The organism is Comamonas sp. 4034, from assembly GCF_050434545.1.
Classification (GTDB): domain Bacteria; phylum Pseudomonadota; class Gammaproteobacteria; order Burkholderiales; family Burkholderiaceae_C; genus Comamonas; species Comamonas odontotermitis.
Map to the genome: position 1 here is coordinate 114,880 of NZ_JBNDIT010000009.1, position 13,578 is coordinate 128,457.

The following is a 13,578-nucleotide window of genomic DNA, read 5'->3' on the forward strand; positions in this document are numbered from 1 at the left end:
GCAACTCCTGTTTGCATAGCAAAACGCCCACCATTTGCATGGTGGGCGTTTTTTGTTGAAGCCGGGCATGGGCCCGGCGGTGCAGCTTACTCGCCGAAGGAGCCATTGCCCTGGGGCAGCTTGCCAGCGATCAAGGCCTGGTGGGCCTGGGCCTGCACTTCGGCGCGGCTCAGGGCCGAGGTCTGGCGCTCACCGCTGTAGGTATTGGTGCGGTCGCCCACCAGAGGCATGGAGCCGTCGCGCTGCGCGGCAACCAGTTCTGCCTGCACCTGGGCGCGGCTCAGCGTGCTGGCCACGGCTTTGGGTGCAATGGCCTGATCGCCTTCGAATGGGTTGGCCTGTGCCACGCCAGCGCCCATCACCAGGGCAGCAGCCATTGCGGCCATCGAAAAGTTACGTGCGTTCTTCATCTTGATTCCTTTGAGAGGTTCCGGCGGGCCCCTGCGGCAGGCCGGTTCGCTCAACGGGGCGGTGGTATCACCGTGTATGTTTCTCGTTGATCGATGTATTCAGTGTATGCACGAGACCATTTCGGATAAATATGCCAAATCAGAATTTATTGTTCCATTTTTCATTCCAATAATGCGCATGCAGCCTACGCACTGACACAGGCCATGGCGAGACTGCCTCCAGCCTTGGAAGTTTGCATGAAAAAAGCCGTAAGCGACCATTCCGTGTGCGCCAGCAGCTCTTCTTTTGATAGTAAAAAAGCTATTCAGCGCGCGGCTCACGCCCCATCAGTGCCTGCACCACATCGCGCACCGGCATGCTGCCGTCCAGCAACGCCACGGTGGTTTCGGTGATGGGCATTTCCACGCCCAGCTTCTGCGCGCGCTGCAGCACGGTGCGCGCGCTGTACACGCCTTCAGCCACATGGCCGAGCGACTGCACTGCATCGTGCAGGCTTTTGCCCTGTGCGAGCAGCAAGCCTATCTTGCGGTTGCGCGACAGATCGCCTGTCGCCGTCAGCACCAGATCCCCCAGCCCCGACAGGCCCATGAAGGTGTCTTGTTGTGCGCCCAGAGCCACGCCCAGGCGTGTCATTTCAGCCAGGCCGCGTGTCACCAGCGCCGCGCGCGCATTGAGGCCCAGGTTCAGCCCGTCGCACAGGCCGGTGGCAATGGCCAGCACGTTCTTCACAGCGCCCCCCACTTCCACACCTGTGATGTCGTCATTGGCGTAGACCCGCAGGTTGTTGCCATGAAAGGCCGCCACCAAGGCCTCGCGCACATCCGCATGCCTGCTGGCGGCCACCAGGGCGGTTGGCTGGTGGCGCGCCACCTCCTGCGCAAAACTGGGGCCGCTCAATACGCCGGCGTGCAGTTGCGCTGCCACCTGGGCGCAGACCTCGTTGCCCAGCAGACCGTGGCTGCCTGCTGGCGCGCCCTCCGGCACGGCTTCAAAGCCCTTGCTGAGCCATGCCACCGGCACCTGGCGGCCCTGCAGACTGTCGTGCAGCATGGCGAGGCCACTTCGCAACGCGGCCATGGGGGTTCCCAGCACGATCAGATCGGCGCAAGCCACCAGCGGCTGCACATCGCCGCTGGCTACCTGCAGACCTGCCGGAAAGGGGATGCCGGGCAGATAGCGGGTATTCTCTCCAGCCGCCTGCATCTGGGCGGCCTGCGCAGCATCGCGTGCCCACAAGTGCACCGTGTGGCGAGCGGCCGCATTCATGGCCAGAGCCGTACCCCAGGCGCCAGCGCCGATAACTAGAATTTTCATAGCAAACTACTGATACCGATCAAGGGAGATTGATCATTTTTACCACAGGCAGATATGGCAAAGGCCTTGCACCCGGGGGTGGCAAGGCCTTTTCGTGACGCAGGCTGCTGTGCAGACCTGCTCCGTTGGGGTCAATTACTGAACGGTTGCGTCGCCAGCGCCAGCGGCCTGGGCCTGCTGCTGCTCGTACATGGCCTGGAAGTTGATTTCTGCCAGGTGCACGGGCGGGAAGCCCGCGCGGGTCACGATGTCTGCCACATTGCCACGCAGGTAGGGGTAGACGATTTGTGGGCAGGCCACGCCGATCACGGCGCCCATCTGCTCTTCGGGGATGCCACGGATTTCAAAGATACCGGCTTGCTTGGCTTCCACCAGGAACACGGTCTTGTCTTCGATCTTGGTCTGCACGGTGGCGGTCACGGCCACTTCGAAGATGCCTTCAGCCACAGGAGTGGCTTCCACGCCCAGCTGGATGTCCACGCTTGGCTGGGTTTGTTCCAGCAGGATGCCTGGAGAATTGGGTTGCTCCAGCGATGCGTCCTTCAGGTACACGCGTTGAATCTGGAACACTGGATTTTCTTGATCCGCCATGGTGGTCTGTCTTTCGCTTGAAAAAGTGAATCGGGTGAACGTGCAATGCTGTACGAGCACCGCACGGTGTGCGCCCCTCTCGCATGCAGCCTGCCATTATGCAATGGCTGGCTGCCGTGAGAAAAATGCCCAGGCTTGTGTTTCCGGGCGGTTGAAGGTAGGCCCGCTCAGGCGCCCAGCAGCGGCATCAGCCCGCCCCGCTGGTCCAGCGCAATCAGGTCATCACATCCGCCCACATGGGTGTCGCCAATGAAGATCTGCGGCACTGTGCGACGGCCCGTGGCCTGCATCATCACCTCGCGCTGCGCGGGATCGGTGTCGATGCGGATTTCTTCAATGTTCTCCACGCCCTTGGACTTGAGCACCTGCTTGGCACGAATGCAATAGGGGCAGACGGCGGTGGTATACATCTTGACAGCTTGCATGGGAAAGTCCTTGCGCTTGGCGCGCCGCAGCAGATGCGGCACGCAGATAAAAACAAAGGTGCTGAGCCAGACCGGACAGCACCCTCAATACGTGGCAGATGGGGTCTGCAGCCCGAAAAACAAGCCCGAAGCCGCCAGGAAGAGCCCCGGCCTGCCCCGGATCGTGCCCGGGTCTCAGGCCTTTTCCACGGGCAGGTCCGCAGCGCGCCAGGCCTTCATGCCACCGGCCAGGGCCTGCACATTGGTGTAACCCAGCTTGGTTGCGGCGGCCACGGCACCTTGGGCACGCTTGCCCTGTGCGCACACCAGAATCAATGGCAGAGCCTTGTTCTTGACGGTGGTGGGCAGGCGCTCATCCAGTTGCTCGAACGGGATGTTCTTGGAACCGGTCACATGGCCCGCCGCGTACTCATCGGGCTCGGAGACATCTACCACCACGGCTTTTTCACGGTTGATCAGTTGCACTGCATTGCTGGGCGCCAGCGTTCCGCCGCCCACGCTTTTCATGGCAGGCATCGCCAGCAACGCCCCAGAACCCAGCGCCAGCACGATCAGATACCAGTTGTCGAGAATAAAGTTCACACCAAACCCTTGTCTTCTTGAATTGAGAACAGCCGACCATTTTAAAAGCGCTGCCATGCCAGTGGGAGGCAATAGCCTTTTGTCCGGCGTGCCGCACTGGCAGACTGCGCACTGCGGGCATTCGCTTGCGCCCTACAATCGGCCCCAATGTTTGTGTGCCCCGCTTGCTGGCTGTGCCGATAAGACAATCAAAAGCATAGCAGCAGATCCTTTCATGGCGGGCACAACCCTAGTTTTTATCATTGCATGAGGACACCATGTACAAGCTCGTACTGATCCGCCACGGCGAATCGACCTGGAACCTGGAAAACCGCTTTACCGGCTGGACCGATGTGGACCTGACCGACACAGGCGTTGCCCAGGCCAAGCAAGCTGGCCAGCTGCTGAAGGCCGACGGCTATGACTTCGACATCTGCTATACCAGCGTGCTCAAGCGCGCCATCCGCACCCTGTGGCACACCCTGGACGAAATGGATCGCACCTGGCTGCCCGTGCAGAAATGCTGGCAGCTCAACGAACGCCACTATGGCGCCCTGCAAGGCCTGAACAAGGCCGAAACGGCCAAGAAGTTTGGCGACGAGCAGGTATTGGTCTGGCGCCGCAGCTACGACACCCCACCACCCGCGCTGGAAGCTGGTGACCCGCGCAGCGAAAAGAGCGACCGCCGCTATGTCGGCGCCGAAAGCCATGTGCCACTGACCGAATGCCTCAAGGACACGGTCGAGCGCGTGGTGCCGTTCTGGAACGAGACGATTGCCCCCACCATCAAGAGCGGCCAGCGCGTGGTGATCGCCGCGCACGGCAACTCGATCCGTGCGCTGATCAAGTACCTCGACGGCGTCTCCGACAACGACATCGTGGGCCTGAACATTCCCAACGGTATTCCACTGGTGTACGAGCTGGACGAGAACCTCCAGCCCATCCGCCACTATTACCTGGGCGATGCCGAAGCCGCTGCCAAGGCCGCTGCTGCCGTGGCATCGCAGGGCAAGGCATAAACAGCGTCCGCGATTCAACCCGCGACATCCGCTCTTTCCCCCATCTGCAGGCTGTCTTCTTCCAGGAAGACGGCCTTTTTCATTTTTGATAGCATATGGCGTCCATCTTGTAATGGATAGACCCATATTTCACTGAATCCCTGCCGCAAGTCGACCAGGCCGCCGCGTGTCATGTGGAAAGTAAAGACTTGTCACACCACTGCGAAAGCCCGCAGGGCTAAGCCCCGCCTAAGCGCTTCGGTGTATATTGGCGCGCTATAGAAAGTTTTGAGCATATGGGCCAAAAATTGAAGATTGCCGGCTGGGTTTCACTGGGCGTGGTCGCCGGCGCGCTCACAACCGTCTCATTGCAGACCGTGGCGCGGGGCGTGATGTCCCCGATGCCGCTGGAGGAAATCCAGCAGCTGTCTGCCGTGTTTGGCCTCATCAAGACCGATTACGTCGAGCCGGCTGACGACAAAAAGCTGATCACCGATGCCATCTCCGGCATGGTCTCTGGCCTCGATCCGCATTCCCAGTACTTCGACAAGAAGTCGTTCAAGGAATTCCAGGAAGGCACGAGCGGCAAATTCGTCGGCGTGGGCATCGAGATCACCCAGGAAGACGGGTTGATCCGCATCGTCTCGCCAATCGAAGGCTCGCCTGCCGACAAGGCCGGCATCAAGACCAACGACCTGATCACCAAGATTGACGACACCGCCGTCAAGGGGCTGTCGTTGAATGAAGCCGTCAAGAAGATGCGCGGCGAACCGAACACCAAGGTGACCTTGACCATCCTGCGCAAGGATGAGAGCCGCAGCTTCCCCGTCACCATCACCCGTGCCGAAATCAAGACCCAGTCCGTGAAGGCCAAGATGGTCGAGCCGGGTTATGGCTGGGTGCGCGTGTCGCAGTTCCAGGAACGCACGGTGGACGACTTCGTGCGCAAGGTGGACGAGCTGTTCAAGCAGGACCCGAACATGAAGGGCCTGGTTCTGGATCTGCGCAACGACCCGGGCGGCCTGCTCGATGCAGCGGTGGCCATCTCGGCTGCCTTCCTGCCGCCCGATGTCACGGTGGTCTCGACCAACGGCCAACTGGCCGAAAGCAAGGCCACCTTCCGCGCATCGCCCGAGTTCTATGCCCGCCGTGGCAGTGATCCGATCAAGTCGCTGTCGCCCGCCATCAAGAAGATTCCGCTGGTGGTACTGGTCAACGAAGGCTCCGCCTCTGCGTCCGAGATCGTCTCCGGCGCGCTGCAGGACCACAAGCGTGCCGCCATCATGGGTGCGCAGACCTTTGGCAAGGGTTCGGTGCAGACCGTGCGCCCGCTCGGCCCCGATACCGGCATCAAGCTGACCACGGCGCGCTACTACACGCCAAGCGGCAAGTCCATCCAGGCCAAGGGCATCGTGCCCGACATCATGGTGGACGAAACCGCAGAAGGCGACCTGTTTGCAGCACTGCGCACACGCGAAGCCGATCTGGACAAGCATCTGGCCAGCGGCCAAGGCCCCGAGACAAAGGATGCGGCCCGTGAAAAGGCGCGCGAGGAAGCCTTGAAGCGCCTGGACGAAGAAAGCAAGAAGCCCGCATCCGAGCGCCGCCCACCGGAGTTTGGCTCGGACAAGGACTTCCAACTGCAGCAGGCCCTGCACAAGCTGAAGGGCGAACCCGTGCAGGTGAGCAAGACCAAGACCGAGCGCCCCGAAGAGAAGAAGGACGGCGACAAGAGCGAATCGGACAAGCCCGACACCAAGAAGGAAGACGGCAAGCCCAAGGAGTAAATCCGGGGCAGCAAAACCTGAAGGTACATCGAGGCCGGAAGCAGATACCCTGCTCCGGCCTTTGTTTTTGCCGACAATAGCCACTTATGAACGACGACCAACTGCTGCGCTATTCCCGCCACATCATGCTGGACGACATCGGCATCGAAGGGCAGGAGAAATTTCTGGCCGCCCACGCCGTGATCGTGGGTGCTGGCGGCCTGGGCAGCCCCGCAGCGCTCTACCTGGCATCCGCTGGCGTGGGCACCATCACCCTGATCGACGACGACAGCGTGGACCTGACCAACCTGCAGCGCCAGATCGCCCACACCACTGCACGCATCGGCCAGTCCAAGGTCTCGTCATGCGCTGCGGCCCTGGCGGAAATCAATCCTGGCATCACCGTGCATACGGTGGCCGAACGCGTGGATGCGCAGACGCTGGGACACCATATCGGCAACGCCACCGTCGTGCTGGACTGCACGGACAACTACCGTACGCGCCAGGCCATCAACCAGGCCTGCGTGGCGCATGGCAAGCCCCTGGTCAGCGGCGCAGCCATCCGTTTTGACGGCCAGATCAGCGTATTTGACCGCCGCCATGCCCACGCGGCCTGCTATGCGTGCATATTCTCGCCCGATGAGCAGTTCGAGGAAATCAGCTGCTCCACCATGGGCGTGTTCTCGCCGCTGGTGGGCATCATCGGCACCATGCAGGCTGCCGAAGCGCTCAAGCTGATTGCGGACATAGGCACCACACTCGACGGCCGGCTGATGATGCTGGACGCTCGGCACATGGAATGGAACACCATGCATGTCCGCGCCAACCCGCAATGCCCCGTATGCAAAGCACAGCATACGGATGCAGGGTAAACACGCGCAAAGAACGCGAGGCAAGCCGCCAGACCGTGTCAACGTCAACGCCAAACCGGCTTTTGTCGAAGTTGTCCTACTCGCACCTGCCCTGCACACCGATGGCATGAGCCGCTGGCCTTGGTATCATTGTTACAGCACGTCACAAACCTGTGTCCCAGAACAATGCCACGCCGATTGAGAACCTATTTAGTAGAAGACAACAAGACGATCCGCGAAAACCTGATCGCCACCCTGGAAGATCTGGCGGATGTGGAAACGGTAGGCCATGCCAGTACCGAGTCCGCTGCTACATCCTGGCTGCAGGACAATACTGCCGATTGGGACCTGGCCATCGTCGACATCTTCCTGCAGGAAGGCAGTGGCCTGGGCGTGCTGGAGAAGTTGCGCAAGCGCGAGCCTGCAAAACACCTGGTGGTTCTGAGCAACTACGCGACACCCAATATGCGCGAGCGCTGCACGCAGTTGGGCGCCAACCGTGTGTTCGACAAATCACAGGACATTGATGCGCTGATCGATTACTGCATGGAGCGCTCGTCCAACATCCGCTGACAACAACCTTTCTTCATCAAAAAATGCGGCAATTGCCGCATTTTTTGATTCAAGACTTTCGCGCTCAGTCGATCAGGCCATTCTTGAGCGCGTAATAGGTCAGGTCGCTGTTGGACGACAAGCCCATCTTTTCCATCAGGCGCGTGCGGTAGGTGCTCACGGTCTTGACACTCAGCGAGAGCTGATCGGCGATATTGCCTGCCGTCTCGCCCCGCGCCAGCTTCAGGAACACCTGGAACTCGCGCTCCGACAATTGTTCATGCGGCGGCACATCGTCCTTGCGGTGCAGTTGCTGCGCCAGCAGATCCGCCACCGTGGGGGTCAGATAGCGCTTGCCCAGAGAGATCGTGCGCAGGGCTTCGACGATCTCGGCGGGATCGCATTCCTTGTTCAGATAGCCGCTTGCGCCCTGCCGGATCAGATTGATCGCATAGTGCTCTTCCGGATAACCGCTCAGGATCAGGATGCCCATGTCTGGCGCCTTGGCACGCAGCATGGCCAGGGCATCGATACCGCTTTGCCCGGGCATCGACAGGTCCATGATCAGCACGTCGATTTCTTCATTGCGGACCAGGTCAATGGCTTCACGGCCATTGGCGGCCTCGCCCACCACACGCAGGTCCACATGCTCAGCCAGAAACTGCTTCAGGCCAGAACGGACAATGGCGTGGTCGTCCACGATTCCAACTTTGATCATAAGCCTCCTTGTATTGCGCACGGCAACAGGTATTACGAATCGCTGCCATGCGTACACAGCAGAGCAATTGCTCTATTATGAATAGCATATACCCAAACTCGAAAGAAAAGGATGCTCATGCGTTGGTCGCACTTGCGCAAATGGGCCATCAGCCTGCCTGCGGCCTTCCTGGCCGCGCTGGTTCTGATCGGCATTAACGAAGTCGGCTACTACCGCTCCAACGACTCGCTGCAGAACCTCAGCATCACCTTCCAGACTCGTACCACGCTGGACAAGCTGATGCAGCAGATGGCCGATGCCGAAACCAGTGTGCGCGGCTATCTGCTGACCGGCGAAGAGCGCTACCTCGACACCTACCAGCAGGCGTCCACCAATGTGGACAACGCCGTCGACGAACTGCGCGCCATTTACAGCCTGTTTCCAGAAGACCTGCAGATCTCGTCGCTGCTGGGCCGGGAAGTGGCCAAGCGCATCAACGAAATGGATCTGAGCGTGCAATTACGCAAGGGAGGCTTTGACAGCGCCTGGCGCCACCTCATCAACAGCCCCGATGGCAAGGCGTCGATGGACAGGGTGCGCAGCCTGGGGGCTGAACTGGTGACCCACAGCAATGAACGACGTGCGCACAATGAGGCGGAGATCGTCCGGTCTCTGGCGCTGTCGCGCATCGGCATTGCCGTGGTCAGTGTCATCGGCCTGATTGCGTTCTACCTGTATCTGCGCCAATCCAACCGCCTGACCGACCTGATGCTGCGCGAGCAGAAGCTGCTGCAGGACGAGCGCGACCAACTGGAAAAACAGGTGCGTCAGCGCACCGCCTCGCTGACCGAACTGGCCACGCACCTGCAGCAGGTGCGTGAGGACGAGCGCGCCCACCTGGCGCGTGAGCTGCACGACGAACTCGGGGCCCTGCTCACCGCAGCCAAGCTCGATGTCGCGCGGCTCAAGTCCAAGATCGACATGTCGATGCCTGATGTGCAGGAACGCATCCAGCATCTGATCGAGACGCTCAACAGCGGCATCGCCCTCAAGCGCCGCATCATCGAAAACCTGCGCCCCTCCTCACTCTCGAACCTGGGCCTTACCCCTTCCCTGGAGATTCTGGGCAAGGAGTTCTCGGACAGCTCCAACATCGCCGTGGATCTGGATCTGGAGACCGTCCATGTTCCGGAGACCACGCAGCTGACCATCTACCGCCTGGTGCAGGAATCGCTCACCAATATCGGCAAATACGCCAAGGCCACGCAGGTGCAGGTACATCTGCAGAACCACCCCTCTCACATTGCCATTCAGGTGCAGGACAACGGCGTGGGTTTTGATCCCCTGTCCGTCAATCCGTCATCGCACGGTCTGGCGGGCATGCGGCACCGGGTCGAGGCGCTGGGCGGCAGGCTCAACATCCGATCAGCCCCGCAGCGAGGAACTTTGGTGGAAGCCGTGCTGCCGCAGTCGGGCGGCCACCGCGAAAAAACCAACCAGATCAGCGTGTCATAGGCTTTGATGAAAAGGCCACGGGGCTTCTTGCAAGGCGCGTTCTTGCTCCATTCCCAAGCCAAAGCACACGCGGGCGCATGCGGCATGCTGCAAAACTGCAAGATTCCTCCTACACCTTAACCCCGCCCTGACCGGCACGGGCCATCACAACACCTTTGCACAATCAATCCATCGCTCTTTTGTAGAAATAGCGCAGAGAAAAAGGAGAAGACAATGCTGCATTACGCTGTTGTATTTCTGGTGATTGCACTGATTGCTGCCGTGTTCGGCTTTGGTGGCATCGCCGCTGGTGCCGTGGGTATCGCGAAGATCCTGTTCTTCGTCTTCATCGTATTGGCCGTGATTTCGTTCCTGGCAGGCTTGTTAAAGAAGTAAGCAGCGGCAGCGCTTGAAGCCCGGCTCACCTCCGGATACATTTGAGATGCTGCCGCAGGTCAACCTACACTGCACCATCACCATTGAATACAAAGAAAGGGGCTCACATGAGTACTGAGAAAATTGCACAGGAAGCCGTAGACAAAGCACACGACGTTGCCAATGACGTGTTGGACGGTGCAGAAAGCGCAGTGCACTCCACCCGCAAGGCGGTTCATTCGGCTGCACACAAGGCAGAGCGCGCCATTGATGAGTTCGGCAATGAAAAGCGCCACTCCATCGACAACATTGCGTCCCGCGCCCAACATTTCGCCGAACGTGGCATTCGCCATGCTGCCGACACCTCCCACCGTGCCCGCGAACAGTTCTACCGTGCGCAAGAGCGCGCCAATGAGTATGTCTCGGATCAGCCCGGCAAGTCGATGGCCATCGCCATGGCTGCAGGCGCTGCGCTGGCAACCCTGGTCATCATGGCGACCCGCCGCCGCGACTGAACCCTGCTCCGCGCCTGTCAAGTTATCTGTCGGCACTGAATTACAAAGGGTGCACATGCCGATTGATTGTCAAAGCACCTATCTAACCGAGGAAATCGTATGAATCTGTCCCGTGCTATCGCTATCGCCGCTCTGGCTGGTGCAACCGTGGTCATGGCTACTGGCTGCTCCGTAGCCCGCAAGCAGGAAACCGTGGGTGAGTACATTGACGGATCGGCCGTAACCACCGCCGTGAAGGCCAAGCTGGCCAATGATGCAGGCACCTCGGCCTCCAGCATCAACGTCAAGACCATCGACGGCGGCATCGTGCAACTGTCCGGCTTTGCCAAGTCGCAAGCTGAAAAGGATCGCGCAGGCGAACTGGCCCGCTCCGTCAAGGGCGTGACCGAAGTGCGCAACAGCCTGATCGTCAAGCAATAAGCGATCATCACCTTCAAGAAACAGGCCTCCGGGCCTGTTTTTTTATTGCCGCCTGGGTGCAGCTCCGTGCCACGCCTCCCCCGCACTCCCTTGGTGTCATGGGCCATCTCGGTTAAGCTTGATCCATGCGCATGTTTCATTGCGACCAATGCGGTCACCTTGTTTTTTTCGAAAGCGAGCAATGCGTGCATTGCGGCGCAGTACTGGCCTATCTGCCCGACAGCAATACCGTCGCAGCCTTGCAGGTGGATTCAGCAGCAGATGCCACGACCGGCCCTTACCAGCGCTATCGCAACCTGGCCGCCCCCGCCACGGCCCAGCCTGGAGTGCCCGACAAGACCCAGCACTACCGCATGTGCGCCAACCGTCTGCAGTACCAGGCCTGCAACTTCGCGATTCCGGCCGAAGATCCGCACGCCCTGTGCAGTGCCTGCCGGCAGACGCTGGTGCTGCCCGATCTGTCGGTGGATGGCAATACCCTGCGCTGGCGCAAACTGGAAGCTGCCAAGCGCCAGCTGTACTACACGCTGGCACGGCTGGGCCTGCATCCGCAGGAGCCTGGCTGGTCGCCGCATTACCAGTTTCTGGCCGATGTGCCTGGGTCGCCCGTCATCACCGGCCATGCCAGTGGCTTGATCACGATCAATATCGCTGAAGCGGATGATGACGAACGTGTGCGCCGCAGGGTGGCCTTGCACGAACCCTACCGCACCCTGCTCGGTCACCTGCGGCATGAATCCGGGCACTTCTTCTGGGACAAGCTGGTGCGCGATGGAGGCGAGCTGGAGAGCTTTCGCCAGTTGTTTGGCGACGAACGGCAGGACTACCATCAAGCGCTGCAAAACTACTACGCCAACCCACCCAGCTATGCGCAGTGGAGCCCGCATTTCGCCAGCGCCTATGCCAGCGCCCACCCGTGGGAAGATTGGGCAGAATCCTGGGCGCACTACCTCCACCTGGTCGATCTGCTGGAGACCGCAGCCAGCTACAGCACGCGGCTGTGCGTGCCCGAAACCGACGCCCCTCCTGCCGTACAGGTGGAAGACCCATTTTCGCAACCCCCGCCCTCGTTTGAAGCCATGGTGGCCCAGTGGGTGCCGGTGACCCTGCTGCTCAACAGCCTCAACCGCAGCCTGGGCCAGCTTGATGCATACCCTTTCGCCCTCTCCGGAGGGGCGCTGCTCAAGCTACGCTACGTACATGAACTGGTGCGCCGCCCGCACCCGCTCCACGCCCCAGGAGCAGGCGTGCTGTCACCCGCCTCCCCTCCGCTGCAGGCGCCATGAACCAACCCAGCCTCGTTCTGGTTCCGGGCCTGGGCTGCGATGAGCGGCTGTGGCTGCCGGTAGCGGCACATCTGCCGCGTGGCATGCAGATCACCATCAGCCTACCCCATATGGACCCGGCGGAGCGCAGCATCGAAGCCATGGCCGCCCGCCTGCTGGCAGGCAATCCGGGGCAGCTGGTGCTGTGTGGTGCGTCAATGGGCGGCATCATTGCCATGGAAGCATTGCGGCAAGCGCCAGACCGCATTGCAGGCCTGGTGCTGTGCGGCACCAATGCCCGGCCCGAAAGCGCTGAAATGCGTGCGCTGCGCGAAAGCGCTATCGAAATGTTCGAGGCTGGAGATTTTGAAGACCTCATTCGCGCCAACGTTGCCATGGCATTCCATGCAGACAGCGCAGCCGATCCAGCCCTGGTACGCGCCTATCTGGACATGGTGCTTGGCGCAGGCGGTGCGCAGTTGGCCCGTCAGAACCGCGCCATCACCGAGCGCCCCGATGCACGCCTGCATCTGCCGCAATGCACCTGCCCCGTGCTGGTATTGTGTGGCGACAGCGACCAGTTGACGCCCCCCGAATGCGCGCAGGAAATTGCCGACCTGGTGCCGCACGCCCAGCTGCAGTGGGTCGGCCGCTGCGGCCACATGCTGACCATGGAGCATCCGCAGGCCGTGGGCGCCAGCATCACGCAGTGGCTCGCACAGCAGTATGGGGTGGGAGAGACTCAATAAATTAAATACTGGCGGCTGCGTCGCTGCCAGAAAGCGGCAAGAGCGACGGAATCACCCGCAAAAAATCAGCGCGGCTCCTGCTCTTCTGCCTTGCGCTGCGCCACCTTGCGTAGCAGTTGCTCGGCCACATAAGGCGAGACGAATTTATCCACTTCACCGCTGAGCATCGCAATCTCCCGCACAAAGGTGCTGCTGATGAACTGGTAGCGCGTGCTTGGCGTCAGAAACACCGCCTCCACATCGGGCATCAGCGAGCGGTTCATGCCTGCCAGCTGGAACTCGTAGTCGAAGTCCGTCACGGCGCGCAGGCCGCGCACGATGGCATTGCCACCGTTGGCCACCACAAAATCGCGCAGCAGGCCCGAATAGCTGGCCACCTGCACGCTGGGATAGTGCTTGACCGCCTCGCGTGCCATCTCCAACCGCTCCTTGAGGGAGAACATGGTTTTCTTGTGGTGGCCTTCGGCCACTGCCACGATCACGTTGCCGAACAACTGGTAGGCGCGGCGCACCACATCTTCGTGGCCCAGGGTCATGGGATCAAAAGTGCCGGGGTAGATGGCCAGGGTCATGCTTGTCTCCTGCTGTCACTGC

Annotated in this window: 18 protein-coding genes; 10 read left to right on the forward strand and 8 right to left on the reverse strand. The window is 60.7% G+C overall.

All coding sequences use genetic code 11. The annotated features are described in order from the left end of the window. Window positions 1-86 precede the first annotated feature (86 nt). The 5 genes from ABIE32_RS11790 to ABIE32_RS11810 all read right to left on the reverse strand — a co-directional run bounded on the left by ABIE32_RS11790 (window position 87) and on the right by ABIE32_RS11810 (window position 3,323). Window positions 87-410, reverse strand: coding sequence for a DUF4148 domain-containing protein (locus ABIE32_RS11790; RefSeq protein WP_429016311.1), 324 nt, complete (start codon window positions 408-410; stop codon window positions 87-89). 301 nt (window positions 411-711) lie between these two features. Further along, the gene (locus ABIE32_RS11795) at window positions 712-1,725 is read right to left on the reverse strand and encodes an NAD(P)H-dependent glycerol-3-phosphate dehydrogenase (RefSeq protein ID WP_224151469.1); all 1,014 of its coding nucleotides are present in this window, start codon (window positions 1,723-1,725) and stop codon (window positions 712-714) included. 135 nt (window positions 1,726-1,860) lie between these two features. Next, on the reverse strand, window positions 1,861-2,316 hold the full coding sequence (gene secB, locus ABIE32_RS11800) for a protein-export chaperone SecB (protein WP_184706618.1): 456 nt from the start codon (window positions 2,314-2,316) through the stop codon (window positions 1,861-1,863). A 167-nt stretch (window positions 2,317-2,483) separates the two neighbouring features. Next, window positions 2,484-2,741: a glutaredoxin 3 gene (grxC, locus tag ABIE32_RS11805; protein ID WP_184706616.1), complete on the reverse strand. Its 258-nt coding sequence runs from the start codon at window positions 2,739-2,741 to the stop codon at window positions 2,484-2,486. 174 nt (window positions 2,742-2,915) lie between these two features. Then, the gene (locus ABIE32_RS11810) at window positions 2,916-3,323 is read right to left on the reverse strand and encodes a rhodanese-like domain-containing protein (protein WP_429016315.1); all 408 of its coding nucleotides are present in this window, start codon (window positions 3,321-3,323) and stop codon (window positions 2,916-2,918) included. A 257-nt stretch (window positions 3,324-3,580) separates the two neighbouring features. On the opposite strand from ABIE32_RS11810, the gene gpmA reads away from it, so the two are divergent. After that, the gene (gene gpmA, locus ABIE32_RS11815; RefSeq protein WP_429016318.1) at window positions 3,581-4,321 is read left to right on the forward strand and encodes a 2,3-diphosphoglycerate-dependent phosphoglycerate mutase; all 741 of its coding nucleotides are present in this window, start codon (window positions 3,581-3,583) and stop codon (window positions 4,319-4,321) included. 14 nt (window positions 4,322-4,335) lie between these two features. On the opposite strand, the gene ABIE32_RS11820 is transcribed toward gpmA, so the two are convergent. After that, window positions 4,336-4,494, reverse strand: a complete 159-nt coding sequence (locus ABIE32_RS11820) for a hypothetical protein (RefSeq protein WP_429016319.1) — start codon at window positions 4,492-4,494, stop codon at window positions 4,336-4,338. 102 nt (window positions 4,495-4,596) lie between these two features. Between ABIE32_RS11820 and ABIE32_RS11825 the strand changes: the two genes are divergently transcribed. The 3 genes from ABIE32_RS11825 to ABIE32_RS11835 all read left to right on the forward strand — a co-directional run bounded on the left by ABIE32_RS11825 (window position 4,597) and on the right by ABIE32_RS11835 (window position 7,490). Beyond that, window positions 4,597-6,087, forward strand: a complete 1,491-nt coding sequence (locus tag ABIE32_RS11825) for a S41 family peptidase (RefSeq protein ID WP_429016321.1) — start codon at window positions 4,597-4,599, stop codon at window positions 6,085-6,087. A gap of 86 nt (window positions 6,088-6,173) precedes the next feature. After that, window positions 6,174-6,938 carry a HesA/MoeB/ThiF family protein gene (locus ABIE32_RS11830; protein WP_429016323.1) on the forward strand — a complete coding sequence of 255 codons (765 nt, stop codon included), beginning with the start codon at window positions 6,174-6,176 and terminating at the stop codon, window positions 6,936-6,938. 165 nt (window positions 6,939-7,103) lie between these two features. After that, on the forward strand, window positions 7,104-7,490 hold the full coding sequence (locus ABIE32_RS11835; protein WP_224151463.1) for a response regulator transcription factor: 387 nt from the start codon (window positions 7,104-7,106) through the stop codon (window positions 7,488-7,490). Between the two features lie 64 nt (window positions 7,491-7,554). Here the strand turns inward: ABIE32_RS11835 and ABIE32_RS11840 are convergent, their stop codons facing one another. After that, window positions 7,555-8,187 carry a response regulator gene (locus ABIE32_RS11840; protein ID WP_224151462.1) on the reverse strand — a complete coding sequence of 211 codons (633 nt, stop codon included), beginning with the start codon at window positions 8,185-8,187 and terminating at the stop codon, window positions 7,555-7,557. Between the two features lie 117 nt (window positions 8,188-8,304). Between ABIE32_RS11840 and ABIE32_RS11845 the strand changes: the two genes are divergently transcribed. From ABIE32_RS11845 to ABIE32_RS11870, 6 genes are all read left to right on the forward strand, one after another. Beyond that, entirely contained in the window at window positions 8,305-9,681 is a 1,377-nt protein-coding gene (locus tag ABIE32_RS11845) for a CHASE3 domain-containing protein (protein WP_429016325.1), read from the forward strand. A 213-nt stretch (window positions 9,682-9,894) separates the two neighbouring features. Further along, a complete protein-coding gene (locus ABIE32_RS11850; protein WP_224151460.1) occupies window positions 9,895-10,056 on the forward strand; it encodes a DUF1328 domain-containing protein in 162 nt (53 codons plus the stop codon). A 107-nt stretch (window positions 10,057-10,163) separates the two neighbouring features. Continuing rightward, window positions 10,164-10,550 (forward strand): hypothetical protein, encoded by a 387-nt coding sequence (locus ABIE32_RS11855; protein ID WP_224151459.1) that lies wholly within the window; start codon window positions 10,164-10,166, stop codon window positions 10,548-10,550. A gap of 99 nt (window positions 10,551-10,649) precedes the next feature. Next, window positions 10,650-10,970, forward strand: a complete 321-nt coding sequence (locus tag ABIE32_RS11860; RefSeq protein WP_224151458.1) for a BON domain-containing protein — start codon at window positions 10,650-10,652, stop codon at window positions 10,968-10,970. A gap of 125 nt (window positions 10,971-11,095) precedes the next feature. Further along, window positions 11,096-12,256 (forward strand): zinc-binding metallopeptidase family protein, encoded by a 1,161-nt coding sequence (locus tag ABIE32_RS11865; protein ID WP_429016327.1) that lies wholly within the window; start codon window positions 11,096-11,098, stop codon window positions 12,254-12,256. Beyond that, window positions 12,253-12,984 carry an alpha/beta fold hydrolase gene (locus ABIE32_RS11870; protein ID WP_429016329.1) on the forward strand — a complete coding sequence of 244 codons (732 nt, stop codon included), beginning with the start codon at window positions 12,253-12,255 and terminating at the stop codon, window positions 12,982-12,984. The genes ABIE32_RS11865 and ABIE32_RS11870 overlap by 4 nt, the downstream gene beginning before the upstream one ends. A gap of 65 nt (window positions 12,985-13,049) precedes the next feature. Here ABIE32_RS11870 and coaD read toward each other — a convergent pair whose 3' ends face one another. Further along, complete coding sequence (gene coaD / locus ABIE32_RS11875; protein ID WP_224151455.1) at window positions 13,050-13,556, reverse strand: pantetheine-phosphate adenylyltransferase; 507 nt, start codon at window positions 13,554-13,556, stop codon at window positions 13,050-13,052. Window positions 13,557-13,578 lie beyond the last annotated feature (22 nt).

Excerpts from the sequence above, each read along its gene's own strand:
- ABIE32_RS11790 (WP_429016311.1), bottom strand. The coding sequence starts at position 410 with ATGAAGAACGCACGTAACTTTTCGATGGCCGCAATGGCTGCTGCCCTG.
- ABIE32_RS11865 (WP_429016327.1), top strand. The coding sequence starts at position 11,096 with ATGCGCATGTTTCATTGCGACCAATGCGGTCACCTTGTTTTTTTCGAA.
- ABIE32_RS11845 (WP_429016325.1), top strand. The coding sequence starts at position 8,305 with ATGCGTTGGTCGCACTTGCGCAAATGGGCCATCAGCCTGCCTGCGGCC.
- ABIE32_RS11820 (WP_429016319.1), bottom strand. The coding sequence starts at position 4,494 with ATGACACGCGGCGGCCTGGTCGACTTGCGGCAGGGATTCAGTGAAATA.
- ABIE32_RS11840 (WP_224151462.1), bottom strand. The coding sequence starts at position 8,187 with ATGATCAAAGTTGGAATCGTGGACGACCACGCCATTGTCCGTTCTGGC.
- ABIE32_RS11850 (WP_224151460.1), top strand. The coding sequence starts at position 9,895 with ATGCTGCATTACGCTGTTGTATTTCTGGTGATTGCACTGATTGCTGCC.
- ABIE32_RS11795 (WP_224151469.1), bottom strand. The coding sequence starts at position 1,725 with ATGAAAATTCTAGTTATCGGCGCTGGCGCCTGGGGTACGGCTCTGGCC.
- ABIE32_RS11825 (WP_429016321.1), top strand. The coding sequence starts at position 4,597 with ATGGGCCAAAAATTGAAGATTGCCGGCTGGGTTTCACTGGGCGTGGTC.
- gpmA (WP_429016318.1), top strand. The coding sequence starts at position 3,581 with ATGTACAAGCTCGTACTGATCCGCCACGGCGAATCGACCTGGAACCTG.
- ABIE32_RS11830 (WP_429016323.1), top strand. The coding sequence starts at position 6,174 with ATGAACGACGACCAACTGCTGCGCTATTCCCGCCACATCATGCTGGAC.
- secB (WP_184706618.1), bottom strand. The coding sequence starts at position 2,316 with ATGGCGGATCAAGAAAATCCAGTGTTCCAGATTCAACGCGTGTACCTG.
- ABIE32_RS11835 (WP_224151463.1), top strand. The coding sequence starts at position 7,104 with ATGCCACGCCGATTGAGAACCTATTTAGTAGAAGACAACAAGACGATC.
- ABIE32_RS11870 (WP_429016329.1), top strand. The coding sequence starts at position 12,253 with ATGAACCAACCCAGCCTCGTTCTGGTTCCGGGCCTGGGCTGCGATGAG.
- coaD (WP_224151455.1), bottom strand. The coding sequence starts at position 13,556 with ATGACCCTGGCCATCTACCCCGGCACTTTTGATCCCATGACCCTGGGC.
- ABIE32_RS11855 (WP_224151459.1), top strand. The coding sequence starts at position 10,164 with ATGAGTACTGAGAAAATTGCACAGGAAGCCGTAGACAAAGCACACGAC.
- grxC (WP_184706616.1), bottom strand. The coding sequence starts at position 2,741 with ATGCAAGCTGTCAAGATGTATACCACCGCCGTCTGCCCCTATTGCATT.
- ABIE32_RS11860 (WP_224151458.1), top strand. The coding sequence starts at position 10,650 with ATGAATCTGTCCCGTGCTATCGCTATCGCCGCTCTGGCTGGTGCAACC.